We start from the raw sequence: 22,470 nt of genomic DNA on the forward strand, positions 1-22,470 counted from the left end.
GGGATTCTCCGTTGTGGGTAGTGGGCTCGACAAGCTCGACCAGCGGCGGTGCTCGACCAGCGGTTGGGTGCTCGGCCGGCGGACGGGAGTCAGTAGGCGGACGAGTTGTCGACGTGGAAGTGGTAGAGCTCGCGGGCGGAGCCGTAGCGGGTGTATGCGGACAGGTCGTCGTCCTTGAAGCCTGCGGCCTTGAGGAGTCCGGCGAGTTCTTCGAGGTGCTCGCTGCGCATCGGCTTGGCCACGCAGTCGGCGCCGAGGGATGCAACGGAACCCCGGACGTACAAGCGGGTTTCGTAGATCGAGTCGCCGAGGCCGTGTCCGGCGTCGCCGCGGATGACCAGCCGTCCGGCCTGCGCCATGAACGCGCTGCTGTGGCCGACGTTGCCGCCGACCACGATGTCGACACCCTTCATCGAGATGCCGCAACGGGCCGCGGCGTCGCCCTCGACCACGAGCAATCCCCCGTGGGCGGTAGCGCCGGCCGACTGGGACGCGTTGCCCTTGACGACGACGGTTCCGCTCATCATGTTCTCGGCGACACCGGTCCCGGCGTTGCCGTTGATGATGATCTCGGCCTGCTGGTTCATACCCGCCGCGTAGTAGCCGACGTGTCCGTTCACCGTGATCTTCACCGGGGCGTTCACGCCTGCAGCGACGCTATGCGCGCCGTGCGGGTTGTCGATCATCACCTCGCCCGAGATGTCGCCGTGCAGAGCCGAATTGATCTCGCGCAGTGGTGTGGTGTCGAGGTCGAAGTACAGATCGGTCATCGGATTCTCCGTGGACGGGGATGTGGTTGGGGTTGCTGTCAGCGTGTCCATGCGTAGACCACCTCGGGCTCGGGCTCCCAGATGCGAGCCTCGTCGACTCCGGGAAGGTGTGCAAGAGCGCGATATTCGCTCGCCATCGCGACCCAGTCGGGTGTCTCGGCGATGACCGCGGGCTTGCAAGCGATGGCGTCACGGACAACCGCGAAGGAGTCGCGGTTGGAGACGAGGAGTGTGTAGAAGCCGTCGAAGGTTGCACACACCTCCTTCAGCGCCGTTTCGACGTCCTTGCCCTGCGCGAGCTGATGAGCGACGAAGCGTGCGCCGACCTCGGTATCGTTCTCGCTGTCGAATTCGACTCCCTGAGAGCGCAATTCGCGGCGGATTGTCGCGTGGTTGGAGAACGAACCGTTGTGCACCAGGCACTGTTCTGGACCGACGGCGAAGGGATGTGCACCCGACGGGGTCACAGCCGATTCCGTGGCCATGCGAGTGTGTCCGACGCCCTGCCAGCCCGACGCCGATGCGAGGTCCCACTTCTGCGCCAGGTCACGCGGTGCACCAACGCCTTTGAGCACGGTCAGGTCGGAGCCGAAGCCCGCGACGAGCGCCGTCGGAAAGGCGGAGCGGGCAGCGTCGAGGAGGGTTGCGGAGTCGAGGTCTGCCGATACGACCAATGTGTCGTCGACCTTCTGCGCGGCAACGGGTGTGCCGAGCGTCGAGGTGAGAAGGGCTGCGGCGTCGGCAGGTTCGACGTCGGCATCGAGGAGGCAGACGCAGCCGTGTCCGGCTGGCGCCCACTCCGGGTTGCCGTAGACGGCGATGCCCGCCGAGTCTGCACCGCGGTCTTGCATCTCGCCGAGCATTCCGGAGAGGAGTTCCCCGAGGCGGGGATAGAGATCGGGGTTGCGCAGATGCAACCCGACGATTCCGCACATGATTTGGACCTTTCGTTGGTTGGGGTGATCTCGACAAGCTCGATCAGCGGTGGTCGGCTCGATCAGCGGTGGCCGGCTCGATCAGCGGGTGGCCTAGAAGGCCGTCAGGTACTGGTCGACCTCCCAGGGCGAGACGGCGGAGTGCCAGGCGAAGAACTCCTCGCGCTTGAGGTGCGAGAAGTACTGCGAGACGGTCTGCGAGTCGGCGGGCCACTCGTCGGGGATCGCGGCGTCGAGTGTGGCTGTGACGACCGCGTCCGCTTCGAGAGCTTCGACGGCGTGCAGCAGGGTGAGCGGCAGTGACGAGATGTGGCTGGGGCAGCTGCCGAGCGCGCCGGGATCGAGGCTGCGCTTGATGCCGTCGAGTCCGGCGCCGAGTGCCGCCGCGATGGCGAGGTAGGGGTTGGCCGATCCGTCGCCGCCACGTAGTTCGACGCGCTGCTCGTCGGGGATGCGGACGTAGTGGGTTCGGTCGTTGCCGCCGTAGGTGGGGACTCGGGGTGCCCACGATGCGCCCGATCGGGTCGCGGTGGCGCCGGTTCGCTTGTAGGAGTTAACCGTTGGAGCCATCACGGCCTGCAGGGCGGGAGCATGCTCGAGGATGCCGCCCACGAATCCGTATGCCTGCGCCGAGAGGCCGAGGCCGCGCTCATCGTCGTCGGCTGCGTTCGGGAACACCGGGTTTCCGGCCGACGTAAGCGAAAGGTGTAGGTGCAGACCCGAACCGGTGCGTTCGGCGAAGGGCTTGGGCATGAAGGTGGCCACCATGCCGCGCTCGGCGGCGAAGGTCGAGAGCAGGTAGCGCAGGGTGATCACGCGGTCAGCGGTGGTCAGCGCGTCGGAGTAGGCGAAGTTCTGCTCGAACTGGCCGTTACCGTCTTCGTGGTCGTTGGCGTAGTTGCTCCAGCCGAGCTGGTTCATCGCCGTGGAGACGGTCGTGAGGTGGTCGTACATGCGGGTGAGGCCGCGGACGTCGTAGCAAGGCCGGTCGGAATCGTCGGCCGCGTCTGCGGTGATCAGCGAGCCGCTGGCGTCGCGCTTGAGGAGGAAGTACTCGACCTCTGCGCCGACCCAGGGCTCGAAGCCGGCGTCGGCGGTCTGGGCGATCAGGGACTTGAGGATGTTGCGGGGAGCGAACGGCCACGGCTTGCCCAGCACGTAGGGATCACAGTGGACGATGGCCAGCCCCTCCTTGATGAAGGGCACCGGGAGGAACGACGAGACGTCGGGGATGGCCATCAGGTCGGGGTCTTTGGGCTCCTGGCCGATCGCGCCCACGGCGTATCCGGCGAAACCGACTCCGTCGGTGGCCAATTCGTCGACGGCCTCGACCGGAACGAGCTTGGCGCATGGCTTTCCACGCAGGTCGACGAACATGGCGAGGATGAACTTGGTGTTGTTGGCCTCGCAGAGCTCGGCGAGGGTCTGGGTGTCAGTCATGGTTGCTCCGGGAGTTCGGGTGGGAGTGAATCCAGTATGTCTACTCGTATGAACCTTTGTCTAGTCCTAGTAGACGATTCGGATATTGCGGTTACGTTAAGCCCGCGTGAGGTCGTGGTATCGGGATGGCGTGCGTGCACGATCGGCGGGCTGTGGCGCACCGGCGGCGGGCGGGATGGGTACACAGTGGATCGGACGTCGCTCCCAGTCGGCACTATTGAGCGCTCAGTGGACGGAATAGTGCGCACAGTGGGCTGAACGAGATGCCCACTCGGCTGGCGTGGCCGTCAGGACGCAGAACGCCCGTGAGTGTGCGGGTCGTTCCGCACTCACGGGCGTTCTCACGGTGGAGGACTGCTCAGGATGACGTTGCTGTGGTGGCGCCAGCCGGTTGTGTGGTTGTAGCAGTGGGTAGTTCGCGCTCGATGTTCTCTGCGGCGCGCTCGGGATGAAGACCGGAGAATCCACCCGGAGCGTGCCCGACGCCTGCTGCGGGGATCTCGTAGGCGGTCTCGGCGTGGATGGTGGAATCGAGGCCGAGGGTCTCGGTCTCGGCGTCGACGCGCAGGCCGATCGTCTTGTCGATGGCCTTCGCGATGAGCCAGGTCATCACGAACGAGAACGTGCAGGTGATCACGATGCCTGCGAGTTCGCGCCAGAGGAGACCGAAGTCGCCACCGAAGAGGACGCCCGTCAGACCTGCGGGTGCAGCGGACGCCGCGAAGAGCACGATGCAGAACGTTCCGACGATGCCGCCGATGCCGTGGACGATGAAGGCGTCGAGGCTGTCGTCGACCTTGAACCGAGACTTGATGCTCATCAGGAATGCGACGACGCCGGCCGCGAGCAGTCCCACGCAGAGTGCCCCAATCGAATTGACCGCATTGGCCGACGGAGTGATACCGACGAGGCCGGCGATCGCGCCGGTGATGACACCCAACGATGTCACGTGGCCTTCACGAATCTTCTCGATGATGGCGAAGCCGATCATTCCGGCGCTACCGGCCAGCAGCGTGTTGAGGATGACGAACTGGGTCAAGAAGGTCGCCCCTAGGGCGCAGCTGCCGTTGAAACCGAACCAGCCGAACCACAGGATACCGCCACCGAGCAGGACCATCGGCACATTGTGTGGGCGCTCCATGCGCTTGCGGCGTGCACCGAGCACGAGTGCCAGCGCAAGCGCTGCGACACCTGAATTCATGTGCACCGCAGTACCGCCCGCGAAATCGTGTATGCCGATCTTGTTCAGCAGGAAGCCGCCCTTGGCGTCGTCGGTGTCTGCGCTGAATACCCAGTGGGCGACCGGGAAGTAGACGAGCGTCAACCAAATGGGCACAAAGACCAGCCACGCCGAGAACTTCATACGGCCAGCGGCGCCGCTGGCCACGATCGCCACGGTGATCGCGGCGAACAGGATGAACCATGCTGCGTAGTAAAGGACTTGGGTTCCGCCCGAGCCGTCGTCGGTCTGGTGGTTCAGGAGTCCGATGTAGTCGGATGGGTTGCCGATCAGCCCCCAACCCTTGACTGACGGCCCCGAGACGAGGCCGTACCCGTACACGACGTAGAGCACGCTGGTGATGCCAAGGGTGATGAGCACCATCGTCATCATGTTCAGCACGTTGCGCGACCCGAGCATGCCTCCGTAATAGAAGGCGAGCCCGGGAAACATGAGCAGAACGAACACGAATGCGGCAAGCATCCACGACAGATCCGCGTGGGCGGCAAGTTGTTCCATGGCAGGTCCTCGGGTTTGGTGATCTCGACAAGCTCGATCAGCGGTGGTGGGGTCGATCAGCGGTGGTGGGGTCGATCAGCAGGGGTCGGCGGGTTGGCGGAGATATGCGACGACGTCGTCGCGGTAATCGAGGAAGCCCTTGTACGCGGCGATGCGCTCGTCGAGGGTCTCGATGACGGTGGCCAGCTGGGCCGACCACGCGGGGATACGTCGCACCTCGTCGAGCGACGCCATGAACGTACGGATGTTGAACGTGACGGCTCCCGACATCGGGAGCCGAATGAAGTGCTCCAGCTCGATGCGCAAGCGCGCCGAGCCAAAGTTCTTGTCCCGTACCATAGCCGGGATGTCGCGGCCCCACTCGGGAAGCTCCTCGAGGCTGACGTCGAGCTTGTGCGAGTCCGACGCCGAGAGGGTCCAGTTCACGCGCCGGTAGACCTGGTCGGCGGGCAGCCTCCGCAGGAACTGCTCAGCGCGGGCGACGATGCCGTCACGGATCAAACCCGGTACGGGCGAATGTATTTCGTACATATCCATGCCGACGTCGAACGACACCGACCAGGCCGCGGCGAAGGTCACGACACCGGCGTCGAAGTACAGTCGGCCGTCACGTTCGACCACGAGTAGCAGATCGTCGGGAACCTCACGGGCGAGGAAGTCCATCGGGCCGTTGGGCAGTGTTCCTGCGTCGCCGAGGGTGAACTCGGCGTCAGTGCCGAGAAGGTCGTTGCGCCAATGGAATCGGCCGGACCCTAGTTCGGCGAGGCGCATGAATTGTGGGTAGGCGATCGCGAGGTCTCGTAGGTAGTACAGAAGCAGATCCCAGCACGCGATCTCCATGCCGGGTCGGATACGCACGCGAGAAGGATCGGCGTCGAGTATTCGCCTGCGCTCGGCCATGATCGACGTGTACTCGGCGCCGCCGAGGTCGACGAGGTTGCGGCCCCACTCCCCTCCGCGTGTTCGACGCGGAACACGGGCCGGCTCGACGTTGACGGAGTAGTTGAACTCCTCGAGCTCGTCGGGGAACGGCCACGGGATGTTCGACAGGTGGTCGACGGGTTGCGCGAGAAAGTCGGCCGCCGCGCCGGCCGCCGCGTGGGCTGGGGACTGGTCAGCGGTGAGTGTCATGTGTTCACCTCGAAATCGGTTGGGCGGGTTGGGCTGAAGTGATCTCGACAAGCTCGATCAGCGGTGGGGGGCTCGATCAGCGGTGGTCGCCTCGGTCAGCTAGGCGGGGCGGGGCGGGCTACGTCTAGGACCAAATCGCCGGCGCCGCGCGAGACGCAGCAGAGCATCGCGTCGCCCGCAGCCTTCTCGTCGTCGGACAGCACGTAGTCGCGATGGGTGATGTCCCCGGCGCGCACGGGGATGCGGCACTCCCCGCAGACGCCCTGTCTGCACATGTTGCCGACCTCGACACCGTTGTCGAGTAATCGTTCGAGCAGGGAGACGCCCGGCGGCACGTCGATCGCAGTGCCGTCGGCCAAGCTCACCGTGAAGGGATCGCCGGGGTCTTGCTCCGGTGCGGTGAATCTCTCGAGATGCACACGCGCCGCCGGCCAGCCTGCCGAGGAGGCCAGCCGCGTATAGGAATCCAGTAGCGGCGCGGGGCCACACGCGTAGGCGTGAGTGCCAAGCGGTTGGGCCGCAAGGCGTTCGATGAGGAACTCAATTGTCTCGTCGACGCTGGTCGCCTCGTACAGGGTGACGTCGGGATGATCAGCGAGCGCTCGCAGGTCGTCGAGGTGTGCGGCCTGCCCCGGCCGGTAGGAGTAGACGACCTCCACCGGCAGACCTTCTCGTGCAGCGGCACGTGCGTGCGAGAGGATCGGCGTGATACCGATGCCGCCGGCGACGAGCAGCGCACGATGTTGGTCGAGGACAGGCGCGAACATCGGTCGCGGACCTTCGATCTCGATCAGTTCACCCTCGACGAGGTTGGTGTGCAACCACTCCGAGCCTCCGCCGGTGTCTTTGCGCAACACCGAGATTCCGTAGGAGTCGGGATACATTCCGTCGTCGACAAGCGAATACGCGTTACGCGTGGCACCGGCCTGCACAATCAGGTGACTACCCGGTTGGTACGGGGTCAGCGTCCCATCGATGGGCGCGAAGCGGAAGTGGGTGATGGCGTCGGTGAGAGGTCGGACCTCGACGACCCGCATCGTGCGTGGTCCGGTCTGATAGCCGTCGTGTAGGTGTGCGGGTGCCGCCGCGATCGTCATGACAGTGCCTCCAGGTCCCTGGCGTCGACGGCCGAGGCAAGGAAACTGCCGCGGGACGCCGAGTGGTGTTCGTGGATCTCCAGACGTCGTGCGCAGCCTGGACATTCGACAACGCCGCCCGGCGCCCCGACCCCACGGAACGTGTCCCGACAGTGTGCGCAGTACACCGGAAGATCGGTCGTGTCGGTGACGAACGCCGAGAGTTCGTCGGCGATCGCACCAGACTTTCGTGCGAGTGCCAGAGCGGTGAGTACGTCGTACTGGCCGCCGGTCACGAGAATCCGTGCGCCAGTGTGGGTTGCGGCCAGCGCGTCGACCAGTGTGGTTCGGTCATCGTCGTGCGTCAGTGAGTCGAGCACGAGCAGGCGTGTCGGGCCGATGCTCTCGGCGGTGCGCACCCAAGCGCGTGCGGTGTGGGCGGTCTCGTCGGCGGCTCCCGCTGCGACGATGAGGAACTCCGATCCCGCGGCGTCGACCCCTGGCGGTCGCGACGGCCAGTCGGGCAGGCCGTGAGTCGCTTCTGCGATACCTTGCGTGGTGTCGGGTTTTGTTGTGGGAGTGCAGTTATCGTCGGTTGAGACCTGAGGATCCGCGTGCTTGCGCAGCCACTCCGACGCTCGTGTGCGGTACTTGATGATGCCCTTGTAGTCGGCCATGTCGTCGGGTAGCTCGGCGAAGACCTCTGCGGCACGTGCGCGCCACGGTTCGACCGTTGCCAATGCCTCCAGTGGCAACAGGTAGGTACGGATCACGAACATGATCGCGCCGGAATCGGGGAGTCGGATGAGGTGTTGTACCTCGACGCGCAGGTGGACGAGACGGCCGAACTCGGCGTCGTCGACATGTTGGATCATCTCGCGATCCGGGCCCCACTCGGGGTAGCGCTCTGTGGAGACGTCGAGGCGGCGTCCGATGGTCATCGTCCAATTGGTACGACGGTATGGTTCGTGTGGTTGCAGGCGCTTGAGGAACTCGTGTGCGCGCGTGATGACGCCCATCTTGCGTACCCGCGGGACTGGGCCGTGGATCTCCAGGAAGCTCATCCCGACGTCGAACCCGAAACTCCAGTCGGCGGCGAAGGTGATGACGCCCGCATCGACGAAGAGCTGGTCGTCGCGCTGGTCGAGAAGGGCGATGTCTTCTTGTACCTGGGTCGAGAGGTAGTGCAGCGGGTCGTCGCCCAGGCTCGCCTCATCGCCATAGCGGAAGGTGCGCTCGTCGTCGAGAAGGTCGTTGCGCCAATGCCATTCGGCGTGTCCGACCGACGTCAGGTGCATGGCGTCGGGGTAGGCGTGCGCCAGTTCGCGCAGCATGGTCATGAGCGCGTCCCAGGCGGCGGGTCGCATGTGCGGTAGGACCGCTCGTCGCGTCGGATCGGCGTCGAGGACCGCGGCGCGCTCGGCGAGTTCGCTGCGATACTCGGAGTCGATGACGACGATCGAATCTCCCCACTGGCCGGCGGGTGTGGTCACCTGTTGGTTGGCGGGTTCGACGTTGGTGCTGTACCGGTAGATGTCGTCGACAAAGGGAAAGGGGAAGGCGGAGATGAGATCTGGGGTCGTCGTCTCTCGTCGGACCGGGGCCGTGGTCACAGCGGTACCTCCAGGGTGCATCCAGCACCTGCGCGTGAGACGCAGGGCATGATGGCGGTGCGCGACTTCTTCTCGTCATCGGTGAGGAAAAGGTCACGATGGATGGGTTCGTCTCCGCCGCACAGGTCGACCCGGCATTCGCCGCACACGCCCTGACGGCAGAGGTTGGGGACTGCGATGTCGTTTGCCTCAAGGGCTTCGAGGAGGCTGGTTCCGGACGGGACGTCGAGTGTGCGTTCGCTGCGAGTGAGTCTGACCCGGAACGGATCTCCCGCATCCAGCGCGTCGATGCCGAACCGCTCGGAGTGCAGACGCGACGACGGCCAGCCCGCAGCGGTTGCGGCGTCGAGGACGTGATCGATGAAGCCGGCGGGACCGCAGACGTACAGATGCGTCCCGACCGGTTGCTCTTCGAGTGTCGCGGCGAGTCTCGTGGAGAACTCGGCCCGCGTCGTGAAGAGTTCGGCTTGGGATCCGGCCAGTTGGGAGACGTCGTCGACGTGTGCGGCGTAGCCGGGTCGGAATGCGTAGAGCACCTGCACGTTTCGCTGCCACCTCGCTGCCGCGCGGAGGTGCGACACGATGGGCGTCACCCCGATTCCGCCCGCGACGAGCAGGTGTTTCGCGGCGCGAGCAGCAGGTGCGAATGCGCTTCGGGGAGGTCGGACTTCGAGTTGATCGCCCTCGGCGAGTTCGTCGTGCAGCCATCGCGAACCGCCGTTGCCCTCTTCGACGCGGAGCACCGAGATGGTGTACTCGATGGGATTCGCGCCGTCGGAGACGAGGCTGTAGGCGTTGGAATGTGTCCCCGCCGCGACGACGAGGTGACTGCCGGGAACAAATCCGGGCAGTGCCGAACCGTCCGGGTGTGCCAGCGTGATCGTCCGTATCCCGTTGGCGCTGTTGATGATCGACGTGACCGTGAGCCTCATATTCGTCGACGGTGTCAATCTCGGCTGTCTCGCTGTCTGGGGCGCCGTGGACACGGCGTCGGCATCCGCAAGTGCTGTCATCGCGGGACTCCTGAGGGTTCGGCGGTCTCGGCGTCGACCATGAAGCCGAGGAAGGCGCCGGTGCGTCGGGAAACGTGGTAGCAGACGAGGAGGTCACGAGCACAGCCGTCGCATGAGATCACGTCGTCGATGGCCGCGACCGTGCGGGTCGTGGTGCGACAGTGTGAGCAGAAGACGTCGATCGGACCGGAACCGACGGGGACAACGCTGATCTCGTCGTCCTCGAGTCCAGCGTCGATCGCGGAGGCGCGCAACCGCAGACACGATCCGGCGGGTCCGGTGATCACGACGCGAACACCAACAGTGCTGTCGCGCAGTGTTTCTCGGAGCTGGCCGGCGAGACTGTCTGCTTGATCACCGAGGAGCACGGATCGTCGGACCTCTGGAGACAGCCCCTGTGCCCACATGCGCACCAGGTCGACCGCCGACGGCGTGCCGGCCGCGGACTGCGCATGGGGATCGCCCACACCGATGAGCACGTACTCCCTGCCGGTAGCGTCGGGAAGGTTGGTGCTCGGCGGTGCGGCCTCACCGTGCGCGCGCGCCCAGGCCGGAACGCTCGAGTATGCGAGCTGCGACATCGTTCTAGAGGAGCGTCGAATCGCGGTGGCCCGCGTAGAACGCGAGCGCGTAGTCCGGGGTGCTGAAGTAGATCTTGGAGCCCTTGGGAAAGAAGATGGCGTCCTTGGCTTTTGCGACGGTCTTCTGTCCGGTTTCTTTGTTCTCGAGGAGGAACTCGCCTTCGAGGACGACCTTCATCTCGTCGTACTCGTACTCGTAGTAGAGCGGCGAGTCGGTGTGGCGGAGTTCGAAGTACCCGCTGCACATCTCGCTGCCGTCGGGATTCTCGTAGACATCGCCGATGAAGCCCTCGGTACCGGGGTACTCGGCGTCGGGCATCTTGGGAAGGTTCTCCCAGGCACCCGGCGTGACGCGGAACTCAAGGGCGCTCGTGCTGTCGATCGACATTGTTTCTCCTATTCTGATGGGGAAAGTCCGGTTCACTCCATTTCGCCTGATTTAATCGACGATTCGAAGTGATTCATGTGAGTGGACTTCGTTCCCTTATATGAGACCCGGCGTGTGTTTCGGCTGAATGACGAGTGCGTTGACGTGTGTGACACTTTGTCTACTGGTGTGAAACAAGGCGGCTAACGCTGTCCCTGCCGCGACCATTCCGTCATCCACAGGCACGAATTGATCAACAGCGGCGACTCGCCACGCCCGCATCCCAGATTTCTCCCAGGTTCTGCCGATACGGTGACCCGGTGAGTTCTCTGTCCGCCGTGCGCCAGACACGTGGCCGCCGACCCCTTGGGTACGTGGTCAGTGCTGTGCTGGCAGCGCTGCTGGCTTTCGCCGCAGCAGGAGGCATCTTCGTCTTCGCGGTGCGGACATCGGCGGGACAGGTCATCGATCAGCGACTCCTGGAGTACGGGCGTGAACTCCCGGCCGCGACGCAGGTACCGTACTGGCTGTCTATGAGCGTCGTCTCGAATCCCCTGACCTGGGTCATCGGTGCGGCGATCGTCGTCGCGCTCGTGGTGATCGGTGCGGTGTTGCCTTCTGAACGCGGCCAGCGCGGCGTCGGTTCGCGGATCGCGACGACCGCCACGCTTCTGCTGTTTCCGCCAGTCACCATCGTTCTCATCCGTGCTCTGCGCGACGGCACATACCGCCCGCGTTTCCATGACTGGATCGCGGAAACCAACAACTCGGCGCCCAGCGGACACGCCGCCGCGATCGCGGCGCTGGTCGTTGCGGTGACTCTGGCCGCTCCCCCGCTGCTGCGTCCGTGGGTTGCCGCGCTGGGCGGAACCTGGGCGGCAATCATCGACTTCGGTCTCGTGGCGGCGGGTTGGCACCGCCCCAGCGATGTCGCGATCTCGACGTTGCTCATCGTCGGCGCTGCCGTGCTGTTGCCAGACCCGCATCGCGGATCCACGACGGCCGTCCCCCGGGTCGTAGGGTTTGCCGTCTGCCTTCTGACTGTGGTCGCGGCGTCGATCACCGTTGCCGTGTATTACCCGCGGATCGAGCAGGTCGTGATTGCCGCGCTCGTCGCGGGCGTGGTCGGCGTGTGCATTGGCATCCTGGTCGCGTTCAAGTCCGGCGACCGCGCCGGGATCGCGGCGAGCCGCGTCGACGATCCGTGGGCCCAGGAGCGTCGCGACCACCACCTCGTCGGCTGACGCGCCAGCACACTCGACGGTATTGGGCGCACAGTCGGGCGATACAAAGTGCCCAGTCGACGGTCAGTCCTGGGCCAGGACCTCGGTGCCGAGGAACTCGCACACGGTCAGGGCCAGGGCGAGGTCGAGGCGGTCGGTGGTGCGGGTGTCGCGCATGGCCTTGTCGACGCGGTACTTGACGGTGTTGCGGTGGAGGTTGAGCTTCTCGGCGGTGTGTAGGTGGCTCTCGCCGGTGGCGAAGTAGACCGACAGCGTCTCGCGGAGTGCGGCGGCGTTCGGTGAGTCCTCGGACAGCGCGCCCAGGATCTCGTGCACCCACGCGCGGGTGAACTCGAGGTCGCGGGCCAGCCTCGACACCACCGCCACTCCGCGGTCGCCGAACCCGACGACGTCGGCGACCAGACTGCCGGGCATCGTCGCGAGTCCCCAGGCGGCGAGCGCCTGCTCGTGGGAGCGTCGAAAACCGGCGATGCCGGAGGCGTTGAGCCCCAACGCGACGCGCACACCCGCCGGGAGGGTCACCCGCTGTGCGACGTCGGACGTCTCCACGACGCGGTTGCTGCGCCCCAGCGGCAACCAGACCCAGGCGGTGGTGCGATCAATCGCGGTGATCAGCGGTGGTCCCTCCGCGAACAACTTGGTGGCCATCATCCGCGCGGCACGGTCGAGGACCGCGAGATCTCTCGAGCCCTCGTCATCCGACCACATGATCACCGCGACGTGATGCTGGTCGAGGGAATAGTCGGACTCGCGCTCGAAGGAGTCGGTGTCGACGTCGGGCGTGCGGAGGATCTCGTGGATGCGCGATGACAGGACGTTGCCCTCGGCGCCGATCCAGCGTCGACGCTCGTCCTCGTAGGCCTGGAACACGTAGAGGGTGATCCACTCGATGTACTGCGAGACGACGTCGGAGATTCGACGCATCACCACGAGGCTCTCGTGCTTGGAGAGGTCGAGCTCGTCGACGTAACCGAAGATGATGCGCAGCATCTCGTTCTGCCCCATGTGATACGCACGTACCAAGGAGTTCGACGGTACGTCGCGCTGGGCGAGGCGCAGCGCGTACTCGACTGCGGCAGTGGTCGGTTGGAGGTGCTCGACGGGGATGTCGTTGCTCAGCACATGCAGGATCGTCGACACGTTTCCGTGCACACTGGCTTCGAGCATCTCCACGAGTGCGGGATCGACGTCGAGCTGGTCGATATCGCGGGCCATCAACGCTGTGAGATAGCGAACGATCTCGGACTCGTTCTCCCGCAACCGCTTACCCACCTGCGCGACTGCCGCGCGCATCTCGGGCGTGATGGACGGCGGCAACTGCGAATCGTGCAGTGGAAGACCAGGTACCGAGGCACTCACCGCTTGCGCTCCAGCCTTTTCAGTGCCGCCGTGGCGGCATTGACACCGCACAGCCCGTGCACTCCGGCGCCGGGCGGCGTCGACTGTGAGCACAGGTACACCCCGTCGACGCCGAGCCAATACGGGTCGAGTGCTGTGCGTGGTCGCATCAGCATCTGCAGCCCGTCGTTGGCACCGCCGATGATGTCGCCCGCGGCGAAATTGGCGTTGTAGTCGTGCAATTGGCGGGTTCCCGTGCTGCGCGTAGCGAGTATCCGGTCGCGGAAGCCGGGGGCGAAGCGCTCGATCTGCTGCGTGACGAGGTCGGTGGCGTCGCCTTCGTACCCCTTGGGAACGTGGGCGTAGGCGTACACGGGATTGACGTTGCCGGCGCTCCGCGTGGGGTCGGCGACGTACTGCTGACCCAGCAGCACAAAGGGATTCGGCACCATGACACCGCCGGCGCGACTGGCTTCGGTGGAGGCCACCTCGTCGAAAGAGCCGCCGAGGTGCACGGTCCCCGCGCGACCGCAGTCCGGGTTGGTCCACGGGATGTCGCCGTCGATCGCGTAGTCGACCTTGAACGCCGACGATCCGACTCGGTATCGCCGATACGAGCGCGCGATCCTCGACGGCATCTCGTCGCCGTAGATGGCGAGGGCCTGCTCGGGTGAGAGGTCGAGGAGGACGAGATCGGCGTCAGGGATGTCGGCGCGGGCGCTGACCCGGACACCGGTCTCGATCTTGACGCCGTACGAGCGCAGCGCCGACACCGCGGCGTCGATGATCGCCCCCGAACCCCCCTCTGCCACAGGCCATCCGTAGCGGTGGCCGCTCGCGGCGATCATCATGCCGAGCGACGCGGTCATCGGACGGTCGAGGCGATTGAACGCGTGCGCAGCGATACCTCCGAACAGTCCCCGCGCCCGCGGTGTGCGGAACACGCGTGCGACCGCCGACGCCGGAAGCAGCGCCCGCGGCCCGAATGCGGCCAGCCGCACGGGATGTCGAGGGATATTGATGATCGGACGGAGGAGATCGGCGGACAGATCGTCGAATCCGCTTGCCACATCACCGAAGAACAGTCGCCAGCGTCGACCATCCTCGCCGAGCGCCGCCGCGGTCTCGTCGATGGATTGGTAGAGCAGACCTGCCTCGCCGGAGTCCAGCGGGTGGGCGCAATCGATCTCGGGCCACCGCCACACGAGTCCGTACTGCTCGAGTCCGACGTCTCGCCAGAACGGCGATCCGACGGCGAGCGGATGAAACGCCGAGCAGTGGTCGTGGATGACGCCGGCGAGCGTCAGTTCTACCGACCGCGCGCCGCCGCCGACGGTGTCGGCGGCTTCGAGCACGGTGACCTCGACGTCGTTACGAGCAAGGTGCAGGGCGGCGGCGAGCCCGTTGGGCCCGCCGCCGACTATGACCGCTGAGGTCACCGGCTACACCTGTTCCGGCGCATCGGCGCCGCGCATCTTGGGTTCGGTCATCACCTCAGGATCAGTCAACGCACGGTCCGCGTCAACGTCGAGCGTCCATTCGACGTTGATGGGGATCGGCCCGTTGGGCAGCCACGGCTGCTCGGCGATGGCATCGGTGACGCGGTAGGAACCCCGTTCGATCACACCGAGTGCGGCATCGATCACCTGGTACTGCTGTGTGCCCTTGTGGATCGGCTGCGACTCGATCCACACGACGAGGAACTCGCCCGGAGCGAAGTTGCAGCGTCGCTGCAGTGCGGCGATCATCTTGGCATCGTGCAGGTGTCCGTCGCCGAAGTTGAAGGCCACCAACGAGTTACATGCGAACTCCGCCTCGCGCAGGGTGTAGGTGTTGATGTCGTCGCCGAGGTGGCGGCTCATCAGCGAGTACAGCGCTCGGCCCTGGCTGTGCATCGACCGCCATGCGAGCATCTGATGCATCACGACGTCGGCGACCTCGGGCGGGTACGTCGCCATCAGCTGCGTGCGGGTGTTGGGCGAGGACCGGACAATGTGCTGTTCCAGCTTCTCATCGGCGCCGGGTGCGAATGCCCAGGTGGCCGACGCCCAGTTGCCTGCGTACTGCCGCATCGACGGGAGGAACGACACCAGATCCGGGCGCAGGTTGCCGAGCACCGGGAAGAAGCACAGCGCGATGGCGATGAGGACCATCGCCCAGGGCATCGTCGTATCGGTGAGTGCGTAGCCGTCCCATGCCGGGTGGCCCCAGAAGAGGAAGATCGCTGCGTAGGCGAACAGGAGGTTCCATTCGAGCGGCACCGCGAGGGGGAACGTCGAGAAGATGAACAGGTGGAAGCCCACCATCAACACGACCGCGGCGAGTGTGAGCCACTTGTTGGTGGAGAACAGCAGGACCAACGGCGTCGCGATCTCGACGATGGTGCCAAGCACGTGGCCGATACCGCCTGCGACCTTCGACGGCCGAAGGTCGTTGGGGAAGTTACGGTAGTTCGCGCGCTTGAGGGCCTTGATCGTCAGCCACGGCGTGTTCGACATCATCGGCGGGATGACCATCGAGAAGTGGTGTCCCAGTTTGGAAACACCTGCACCGACCCACACCGACACGATCAGCAGCTTCAGCGCAAGGATCATGTCGACGAAGGGCAGGATGCCGAAGAAGATCAGGGCAGGCAGGTACTGCTCGCCACGCGCCGCGATGAAGATGACCTTGTCGCGCAGACCGATGATGACCAGCAATGCGATCGCGGGGTAGATCAGGACCGGATTGACGAGGCCGTGCGAGGTGGGTGCCTCAGCGTTGAGCCAGCTCGACTGCACACCCGGAAGCACCAGTGCGACAACGGTAGTGATCAGAAGCAGTGCGTAGATCGCGACGTCGAACACGGTGCGCGAATCACCCTTGGTCAACGGCACCTTGCCGGGCCACGGTGGGAGCCGGATCGTCTGCGGGCGCAGCCAGAAGAGCAACCCGCCGGTCATCGGCTTGAAGTGGCCGGCGAGCGGGCCCCAGGAGCCGCCTAGGCCGAGCATCTCGACCAGCAACGTCCAGAGGATGGCCTTCTGGTAGATGATCGGCTCGTTCCACCACTGCGACACGTGCAGCACGTTGAGACCGGAGGTGAAGGTCGCGATGCTCAGACCGATACCCAGGTAGAGCACCAGGATCTTCACCAGGTAGATGACCTGGAGCATCTTGGGTGTACCGAAGCCGTACTCGGCCCAGTGCGTGCTGAGCACGCGCATTCGGTCGAAGAATGGCTTGTCGAGGAAGGTTTCCGGGTCGACCGGTGGGAAGTCGGGTTGTACGAGACCCATGGTGTTCTCCTTATCTGAAGGTTCTCGGGCAGGCGCCACCGACCGACGACGTGGTCGGGCGCTTGGACTGTGTTGTGCGGGTTGGTCTTACGTTGCCGGGTTGGTTCTACGTTGGTTGGGGTTCGCGGACTTGGCGTCGTAGTCCTGGTTTGTCGATCTTGCCGACCGGGTTGCGGGGCAGCTGCTCGACGACGTTGATCTCGTTGGGCCGCTTGGCCTTTGTGAGGATCGAGGCGACGTGGTCGGTCAGTTCGGCTTCGCCGACCGGCTGGTCCGGGTAGGCGACCACGAATGCGACCGGTACCTCGCCGTAGATGGGGTCGGGGGCTCCGACCACCGCGCACTCCAGAACCGATGGATGCGTGGCGAGTGCGTTCTCGATCTCCTTGGGGTAGAGGTTCTCTCCACCGCGGATGATCATGTCCTTGATGCGGTCGACCAGGGTGAGATACCCGTCGGCGTCGAGGGTTCCGACGTCGCCGGTGTGTAGCCAGCCATCGACGACGGTGCTCGCCGTGGCGTCGGGACGGTTGAGGTAGCCGCGCATGACGTTGGGGCCCGAGACGAGCACCTCGCCGGGTTCGCCGGTCGGTACGTCGTTGCCGTCGGGAGCGACGATACGGATGGTCTGGCCGGGCAGCGCCGGTCCGACGGTTCCGGACTTCCGTTGTCCGTCAAGGGGATTGCACGCCGACGCGCAGGTTCCCTCGGTGAGTCCGTAGCCCTGCAGGATCGGTACGCCGAATGTCGACTCGACGTGATCGAGCAGTTCCTTCGAGATCGGGGCGGCGCCGCAGATCGCGAAGCGCAACGATTCGAAGGCTTCTGCGCTGACGTCGGGATGGGAGACGAGCAGCGCGTAGATGGTCGGGACTGCCGAGAAGTACGTCGGCGACAGTGTGTGCAGGTCGGTGAAGAAGCGCGACGGCGAGAACTTCCCGGTGATGGTGAGTTGGCCGCCGGCGAGGACCGGCGCGAGGAAGCTGACGCAGATGGCGTTGACGTGAAAGAGAGGCAGCACCAGCAGCGCGTGATCGGCGGGTGTCAGCGACATAAGCTCTTTCATCGCCGACGCCATGTAATGCAGATTGTCGTGGGCCAGACGCACACCCTTGGGGCGGCCGGTCGATCCCGACGTGTAGATGAGCAGCGCGTCGTCGGACATCTGCGGAGGCTCCGGAGGTGTCCACGACGAAGCGGCGGTGGCGAGATCGTCGACGTGGAGGATGCTGCGGTCCGACGTGGCGGGCAGCGCGTCGTCGTCGACGAGGACCAGGCGGGCGCCCGAGTCGTCGAGCTGATACTCCGCCTCACTCGCGGTGAAGGCTGGATTGACCGGTGTCGCGATGGCACCGAGGCGCCAGGCGGCTGCGATCGCGATGAGGAGTTCGACGCGATTGGGCAGGAACGTCGCGACGACGGCGCCGCGTCGTACTCCTAGAGCGTCGAACTGCTCGGCTGCGGCGTCGACTCTGGCGGCAAAGCTCGCGTAGTCGAGTTCGGTGTGGTCGTCGCGGACGCATGGTGCGGCTGCACGATGGGCCAGCTCCCAGGGAAAATACGACGGTGCGCTCACGATGAATTGGTCCTCTACTAGGTGGATGTGAGCCAGAACACTAATAGCTGTTCGTGTGACCGAGAACGGCCCCGCGCACCAGACTTTCGGCGAGCTGTTGTGCTCCGAGCACAGAACCGCCGCTGGCTTGCAGGTTTGTCACGAGCGCTGCCGTCGAGCGACGCCGCGCCTAGCATCAGATGATGATCGCACCCAGATTTGCGCTGGTCAGAATGCTCGTCGCGCTGGCGGTGGCCGGTGGTGGGATGACCGGAGCGGGTGTGGCAGCCGCGGCGCCGACGGTCGCTGATGTTTCACGGGCGTGCGGCAGCCCGCTGTCGGCGAACGAGGTGCGGCGGATCGTCGAACTGTCGGACACTGCCGACGCGTCGCCAGGTACGGCACTTCCGGTCCTGGAACGTCAGGTGGGTCGGCTGTGGCAGATCACCGACATTCTGACCGCGCACCGTGACCGGAGGGGGTTGTTCGCCCTCGGATTGGCGGCGGTCGAGCGCGACGCGGTGATGCCGCTCCAGCGGCAGCCGTCGACGTTCCATAACCCGCGCTGGGCGCCCGTGATCAGTCTGCGACTGCTCAACCGTTTTCTCGACGCAACGCACGCCGAGTTCTCCGGAGGCTCGGTGCCGACACACTGGCAGCGGTACTTCGAGTTGACGGGCACCTGCAGCGTCTCCGGTGAACGCGCCGCGCTCAGCGGATACAACGCGCACATCACCGTCGACCTCGCGTATGCCACCGCGGATGCGCGCACGACGGCCGACGATGCGTCGGACTACTTCAGACTGGTCGATGCCATTGCCGCACATGGTGATTCGATCGTCCGTGAGACCAATCGTGCCTATCACGTCGACCTCGGGCCGACGTTCCGCTTCTACTTCTTCGGGGAGGGACTCGACCGGCTCGTCGGCGCCGGCAAGGCGACGGGCCCGATGCTGCGCGCGGCCGACGTCGGATACAACGTGCTGACATTCGGCAACGGGTTGGCGCTGCAGGATCGTCGGACTCACGACGCCGCCGTCGGCGATATCAACGCGCTGTGGAACACCGGCGACGCTGCTCTCGCCGCGTTCGAAACATGGGGCGTACTGCGATGATTCGGACATTCGCGACGTTGCCGCATTTTCCAGTGGAGTCGCGGGGCCTTCCGTAGGGTTAAGCGTCGGTAACTGACATGCCCGCACACATCGGGCCGTACCGCCACAAGCAGCACCCGCACCACATCGGGTCAATACCGTTTTTGAAGGGACGTCGTACAACGATGGCAACCACCGAGTCACACAGCTCCACCGAGGAAGCGCCCACCTCGCTGGGGTCGAATCTGAAGCCGCGGCACATCACCATGATCTCGATCGCCGGCGTCATCGGCGCGGGCCTGTTCGTCGGTTCGGCGAACGCCATCGAGAAGGCCGGTCCGGCCGTGCTGATCTCCTACGCGTTGGCCGGCACCCTGGTGGTGCTGGTGATGCGGATGCTCGGTGAGATGGCAACCGCGAACCCCGACACCGGATCGTTCTCGGTGTACGCCGACCGCGCGCTCGGCCGGTGGGCGGGTTTCTCCGTCGGCTGGCTCTACTGGTGGTTCTGGGTGCTCGTCATACCGGTCGAGGCGACGGCCGCAGCCGCGATCCTGACCGACCTCGTCGGTGGTCAACAGTGGATCTGGGCGCTTGCCGTGACACTGCTGCTGACCATCACCAACCTCGCGAGTGTCGGCAATTACGGTGAGTTCGAGTTCTGGTTCGCGTTGATCAAGGTCGTCGCGATCGTGGCGTTCATTCTCGTTGGCGTCGCGGCGATCTTCGGGTGGATTCCGAGCTCAGAAGTCAGCGGTGTCAGTCACCTGTGGAAGCCGGATGGGTTCATGCCCAACGGATTCGGCGCGGTGATCGCGGGCATGCTCATCACGATGTTCTCGTTCATGGGCACCGAGATCGTGACTATCGCCGCCGCGGAATCGCCGAATCCCGAGCGCGGCATCACCAAGGCGGTCAACTCGGTGATCTGGCGGATCTCGCTGTTCTACATCGGGTCGATCTTCGTCGTCGTTGCGCTGATGCCCTACAACAAACTCGAGAACGGTTCGTATCAGTCGGTGTTGCAGGCCATCGGGATTCCGGGGTCGAAGATCATCATGGACATCGTCATCCTGACGGCCGTTGCGTCGTGTTTGAACTCGGCGCTGTACACGGCGTCGCGCATGATGTTCTCCCTGGGAACCAGGCACGACGCCCCGCAGGTGGTGCGCAGCCTGACGCCGAAGGGAGTGCCGTGGGTTGCGGTGTTGATGTCGATGGTCGTCGGATTCTTGGCGGTGGTCGGCAATTATGTGTTGCCGGACAAGATCTTTGCGTGGTTGCTCGCTACGAGCGGTGCGATCGCCCTGTTCGTTTACCTGACGATCGCGGCGAGCCAGTGGCGGCTTGGCCGCGTGCTGCGCGCGGAGGGTCACCGGCCGCCGGTGCGGATGTGGCTGTTCCCGTACCTCACCGGTGTGGTGATGCTGTTCATTCTGGCCGTGCTGATCCTGATGGTCTTCGACAACGACCAGAGGCAGGCGATCATCTTCTCCGCGATCTCGGCGGTGATCATCGTCGCGGCCGGATTCATCGTGCAGCGGCGCAGCAACTATCACTCCGACGACGAGGGTGCCCAGACGCGGTATCGAGAAGAGGTCTCGTGACGTCGACGTGCCCGTTGGGTAGCTCGTCGACGCCCCCGACGTACTCGAGTGAATCTCCACTTCTCGATACCGCTGGTACTGGCAGCCGTGATTGATAATGTCCCGATGACTGCGGAATCGTCAAGCTCCACTTCCACAACCGCCGGAGCCGACGCCGAGCACCAACCCAAACGGCGGCCCAGCCGCGCGAACGTCCAAGCCGACATCAGGGCCGCTGCGCGCGAGGTCTTCCTTGAGCGGGGATACGCCAACGCGTCGCTGGAGATGATCGCGGGGCGTGCGGGCTACTCCAAGGGCGCGGTGTACTCGAACTTCGCCAGCAAGGGCGCGTTGTTCATGGACCTGACGTCGTCTGTGTTCACCGAGCGGGCCACGGGCTTCACGGCACCCGCGCTGGTGCCGACGTCGGAGAGCGCCGACCCCGAGACGGACATGCGCTTCCTGGCGCTGATGATCCTCAAACAGATCCGCGACACGTACCGGACCAATGTGGTGTTCGCGGAGTTCCGGTCGGAGGTCGATCGCGACCCGCAGTTGCTCGAGGACTACACCGCCGCGCGGGCACAGCTCGCCGAGTCGCTCGCGGCGAACATCGAAGAGGTCGTGGCTGCTCGACACCTGCGACTGCGGGTGCCTGCGCTCGACGCCGCCGTGCTCGTTCTGGCGCTGATCAACGGACTCTCGCTCGAGTACGTCGGGCGCGAGGGCGAGCACGTGCTGTCCGTCGACACCATGACCGGCGTCCTGCTGTCGTTGGTGACGAGGGCGGAGTAGGTCGGCCGAACTGCTTTGGTCACGGCCGGGCGCATGATCACGTTGCGCCGCTTTGGCGTCCTTTGGGTTCCACTCCTGGCTGTCGGCGCGGGAGTTGCCGTGTTTTGGTTGCTTCCTGCGGTGTGGGCGGCCTGCAGCGTTAGCGACTGGGATCCGAGTCGCGCCGCTGGAATTGTTGTCTACGCCCCACTGACGGGCCTGGCGGCCTTGGTTCTCTGCTGGTCGAGCTACGCACTTCTGGCTACACGAGCGAGTTTCTGGGTGGCGGCGCTAGCACCGATCGTGTCGGCAGGCCTTGCGCTGCTTGTGATTTGGTCGGTGGTTGCTTGGCAGCACGACAAGGCGGGGGTGCTGTACGACCTGTGCCCACATGGCGCGCCGCCGTGGTGGCCGAGTTGGGTGCCGTTGTGAGTCCTCGGTTCGTATGACGCCGAAAAGCGCATCGCACCACACTGTTTCGTCTTACCGATTCTTGTGCGCGATGACGGCCGGCATGGGCACATTCCAATCGACAAGTCTTCCGCTGAAGCAGGGCGAACTAGCCGTGACGATTGGCGGGTAGTTGGCGTTGTTGAGCTCGATCTGCAACTTGAAGGCATCGGGTGCCTCGGCGAACCGGTTGGGCTTCGTAAAGTCTTCTCGCTCAATAACTTTCCAACCCCAAGAGGTCCAGATGTCCCCGACGCGGGCGACGGCCGCGCTGTAGTCAGATCCAGGCGGGAGTTTGAGGTCGCGGGAGTCACTGTAGTTCACGGGTGCGTCTTTTGACGTGGCATTGTCGTCGCAGGGGACGGTGGTGCCCCACCCGCCGAAGCGGGAGGAATCGGCGGCCGTTCCGGCAGGCAACGCATTCACAGTTCGTTGGAATAGCTCGATGACGTGATCTTGAACGGGGCTGGTGCACGAGTAGGTGACA

General features: G+C 65.0%; 19 protein-coding genes. 4 read left to right on the forward strand and 15 right to left on the reverse strand.

Annotated features, from left to right (window positions below; translation table 11 throughout):
* Positions 1-89: 89 nt before the first annotated feature.
* From A5777_RS04960 to A5777_RS05005, 10 genes are all read right to left on the reverse strand, one after another.
* Positions 90-821 carry a protein glxC gene (locus A5777_RS04960; RefSeq protein ID WP_064861834.1) on the reverse strand — a complete coding sequence of 244 codons (732 nt, stop codon included), beginning with the start codon at positions 819-821 and terminating at the stop codon, positions 90-92.
* Positions 809-1,705, reverse strand: coding sequence for a glutamine amidotransferase (locus A5777_RS04965; protein WP_064861835.1), 897 nt, complete (start codon positions 1,703-1,705; stop codon positions 809-811). The genes A5777_RS04960 and A5777_RS04965 overlap by 13 nt, the downstream gene beginning before the upstream one ends.
* A gap of 93 nt (positions 1,706-1,798) precedes the next feature.
* On the reverse strand, positions 1,799-3,145 hold the full coding sequence (glnT, locus tag A5777_RS04970) for a type III glutamate--ammonia ligase (RefSeq protein ID WP_064861836.1): 1,347 nt from the start codon (positions 3,143-3,145) through the stop codon (positions 1,799-1,801).
* Between the two features lie 358 nt (positions 3,146-3,503).
* Positions 3,504-4,883: an ammonium transporter gene (locus A5777_RS04975; protein ID WP_064861837.1), complete on the reverse strand. Its 1,380-nt coding sequence runs from the start codon at positions 4,881-4,883 to the stop codon at positions 3,504-3,506.
* Positions 4,884-4,958: 75 nt separating this feature from the next.
* Positions 4,959-6,014, reverse strand: coding sequence for a heme-dependent oxidative N-demethylase family protein (locus A5777_RS04980; protein WP_064861838.1), 1,056 nt, complete (start codon positions 6,012-6,014; stop codon positions 4,959-4,961).
* Between the two features lie 95 nt (positions 6,015-6,109).
* Positions 6,110-7,111: a PDR/VanB family oxidoreductase gene (locus A5777_RS04985; protein ID WP_064861839.1), complete on the reverse strand. Its 1,002-nt coding sequence runs from the start codon at positions 7,109-7,111 to the stop codon at positions 6,110-6,112.
* Positions 7,108-8,703: a heme-dependent oxidative N-demethylase family protein gene (locus tag A5777_RS04990; RefSeq protein ID WP_064861840.1), complete on the reverse strand. Its 1,596-nt coding sequence runs from the start codon at positions 8,701-8,703 to the stop codon at positions 7,108-7,110. The genes A5777_RS04985 and A5777_RS04990 overlap by 4 nt, the downstream gene beginning before the upstream one ends.
* Positions 8,700-9,716, reverse strand: coding sequence for a PDR/VanB family oxidoreductase (locus tag A5777_RS04995; RefSeq protein ID WP_064861841.1), 1,017 nt, complete (start codon positions 9,714-9,716; stop codon positions 8,700-8,702). The genes A5777_RS04990 and A5777_RS04995 overlap by 4 nt, the downstream gene beginning before the upstream one ends.
* Positions 9,713-10,297 (reverse strand): dimethylamine monooxygenase subunit DmmA family protein, encoded by a 585-nt coding sequence (locus A5777_RS05000; protein ID WP_064861842.1) that lies wholly within the window; start codon positions 10,295-10,297, stop codon positions 9,713-9,715. The genes A5777_RS04995 and A5777_RS05000 overlap by 4 nt, the downstream gene beginning before the upstream one ends.
* 4 nt (positions 10,298-10,301) lie before the next feature.
* Positions 10,302-10,685, reverse strand: coding sequence for a cupin domain-containing protein (locus A5777_RS05005; protein ID WP_049699153.1), 384 nt, complete (start codon positions 10,683-10,685; stop codon positions 10,302-10,304).
* A 299-nt stretch (positions 10,686-10,984) separates the two neighbouring features.
* Here A5777_RS05005 and A5777_RS05010 point away from each other — a divergent pair, with 299 nt between their 5' ends.
* Positions 10,985-11,908, forward strand: coding sequence for a phosphatase PAP2 family protein (locus A5777_RS05010; RefSeq protein ID WP_231894948.1), 924 nt, complete (start codon positions 10,985-10,987; stop codon positions 11,906-11,908).
* A 63-nt stretch (positions 11,909-11,971) separates the two neighbouring features.
* Here the strand turns inward: A5777_RS05010 and A5777_RS05015 are convergent, their stop codons facing one another.
* From A5777_RS05015 to A5777_RS05030, 4 genes are all read right to left on the reverse strand, one after another.
* Positions 11,972-13,267, reverse strand: coding sequence for a PucR family transcriptional regulator (locus tag A5777_RS05015; protein WP_064861843.1), 1,296 nt, complete (start codon positions 13,265-13,267; stop codon positions 11,972-11,974).
* Positions 13,264-14,685, reverse strand: a complete 1,422-nt coding sequence (locus A5777_RS05020; protein ID WP_064861844.1) for a phytoene desaturase family protein — start codon at positions 14,683-14,685, stop codon at positions 13,264-13,266. Before A5777_RS05020 ends, A5777_RS05015 begins: the two co-directional genes overlap by 4 nt.
* Before the next feature lie 3 nt (positions 14,686-14,688).
* Positions 14,689-16,524: a DUF3556 domain-containing protein gene (locus A5777_RS05025; RefSeq protein ID WP_064861845.1), complete on the reverse strand. Its 1,836-nt coding sequence runs from the start codon at positions 16,522-16,524 to the stop codon at positions 14,689-14,691.
* A gap of 106 nt (positions 16,525-16,630) precedes the next feature.
* On the reverse strand, positions 16,631-18,100 hold the full coding sequence (locus A5777_RS05030) for a class I adenylate-forming enzyme family protein (RefSeq protein ID WP_064861846.1): 1,470 nt from the start codon (positions 18,098-18,100) through the stop codon (positions 16,631-16,633).
* A 212-nt stretch (positions 18,101-18,312) separates the two neighbouring features.
* On the opposite strand from A5777_RS05030, the gene A5777_RS05035 reads away from it, so the two are divergent.
* The 3 genes from A5777_RS05035 to A5777_RS05045 all read left to right on the forward strand — a co-directional run bounded on the left by A5777_RS05035 (position 18,313) and on the right by A5777_RS05045 (position 21,554).
* On the forward strand, positions 18,313-19,194 hold the full coding sequence (locus tag A5777_RS05035; RefSeq protein WP_005205359.1) for a DUF5995 family protein: 882 nt from the start codon (positions 18,313-18,315) through the stop codon (positions 19,192-19,194).
* Positions 19,195-19,358: 164 nt separating this feature from the next.
* Entirely contained in the window at positions 19,359-20,780 is a 1,422-nt protein-coding gene (locus tag A5777_RS05040) for an amino acid permease (RefSeq protein ID WP_005205357.1), read from the forward strand.
* 105 nt (positions 20,781-20,885) lie between these two features.
* The gene (locus tag A5777_RS05045) at positions 20,886-21,554 is read left to right on the forward strand and encodes a TetR/AcrR family transcriptional regulator (protein ID WP_005205355.1); all 669 of its coding nucleotides are present in this window, start codon (positions 20,886-20,888) and stop codon (positions 21,552-21,554) included.
* A gap of 462 nt (positions 21,555-22,016) precedes the next feature.
* On the opposite strand, the gene A5777_RS25260 is transcribed toward A5777_RS05045, so the two are convergent.
* Positions 22,017-22,470, reverse strand: a 454-nt coding sequence (locus tag A5777_RS25260; protein ID WP_231894950.1) for a hypothetical protein, incomplete at its 5' end; no start/stop codon positions are given.

The sequence above is a fragment of the Gordonia sp. 852002-10350_SCH5691597 genome, from assembly GCF_001665715.1.
Taxonomy (GTDB): domain Bacteria; phylum Actinomycetota; class Actinomycetes; order Mycobacteriales; family Mycobacteriaceae; genus Gordonia; species Gordonia sputi.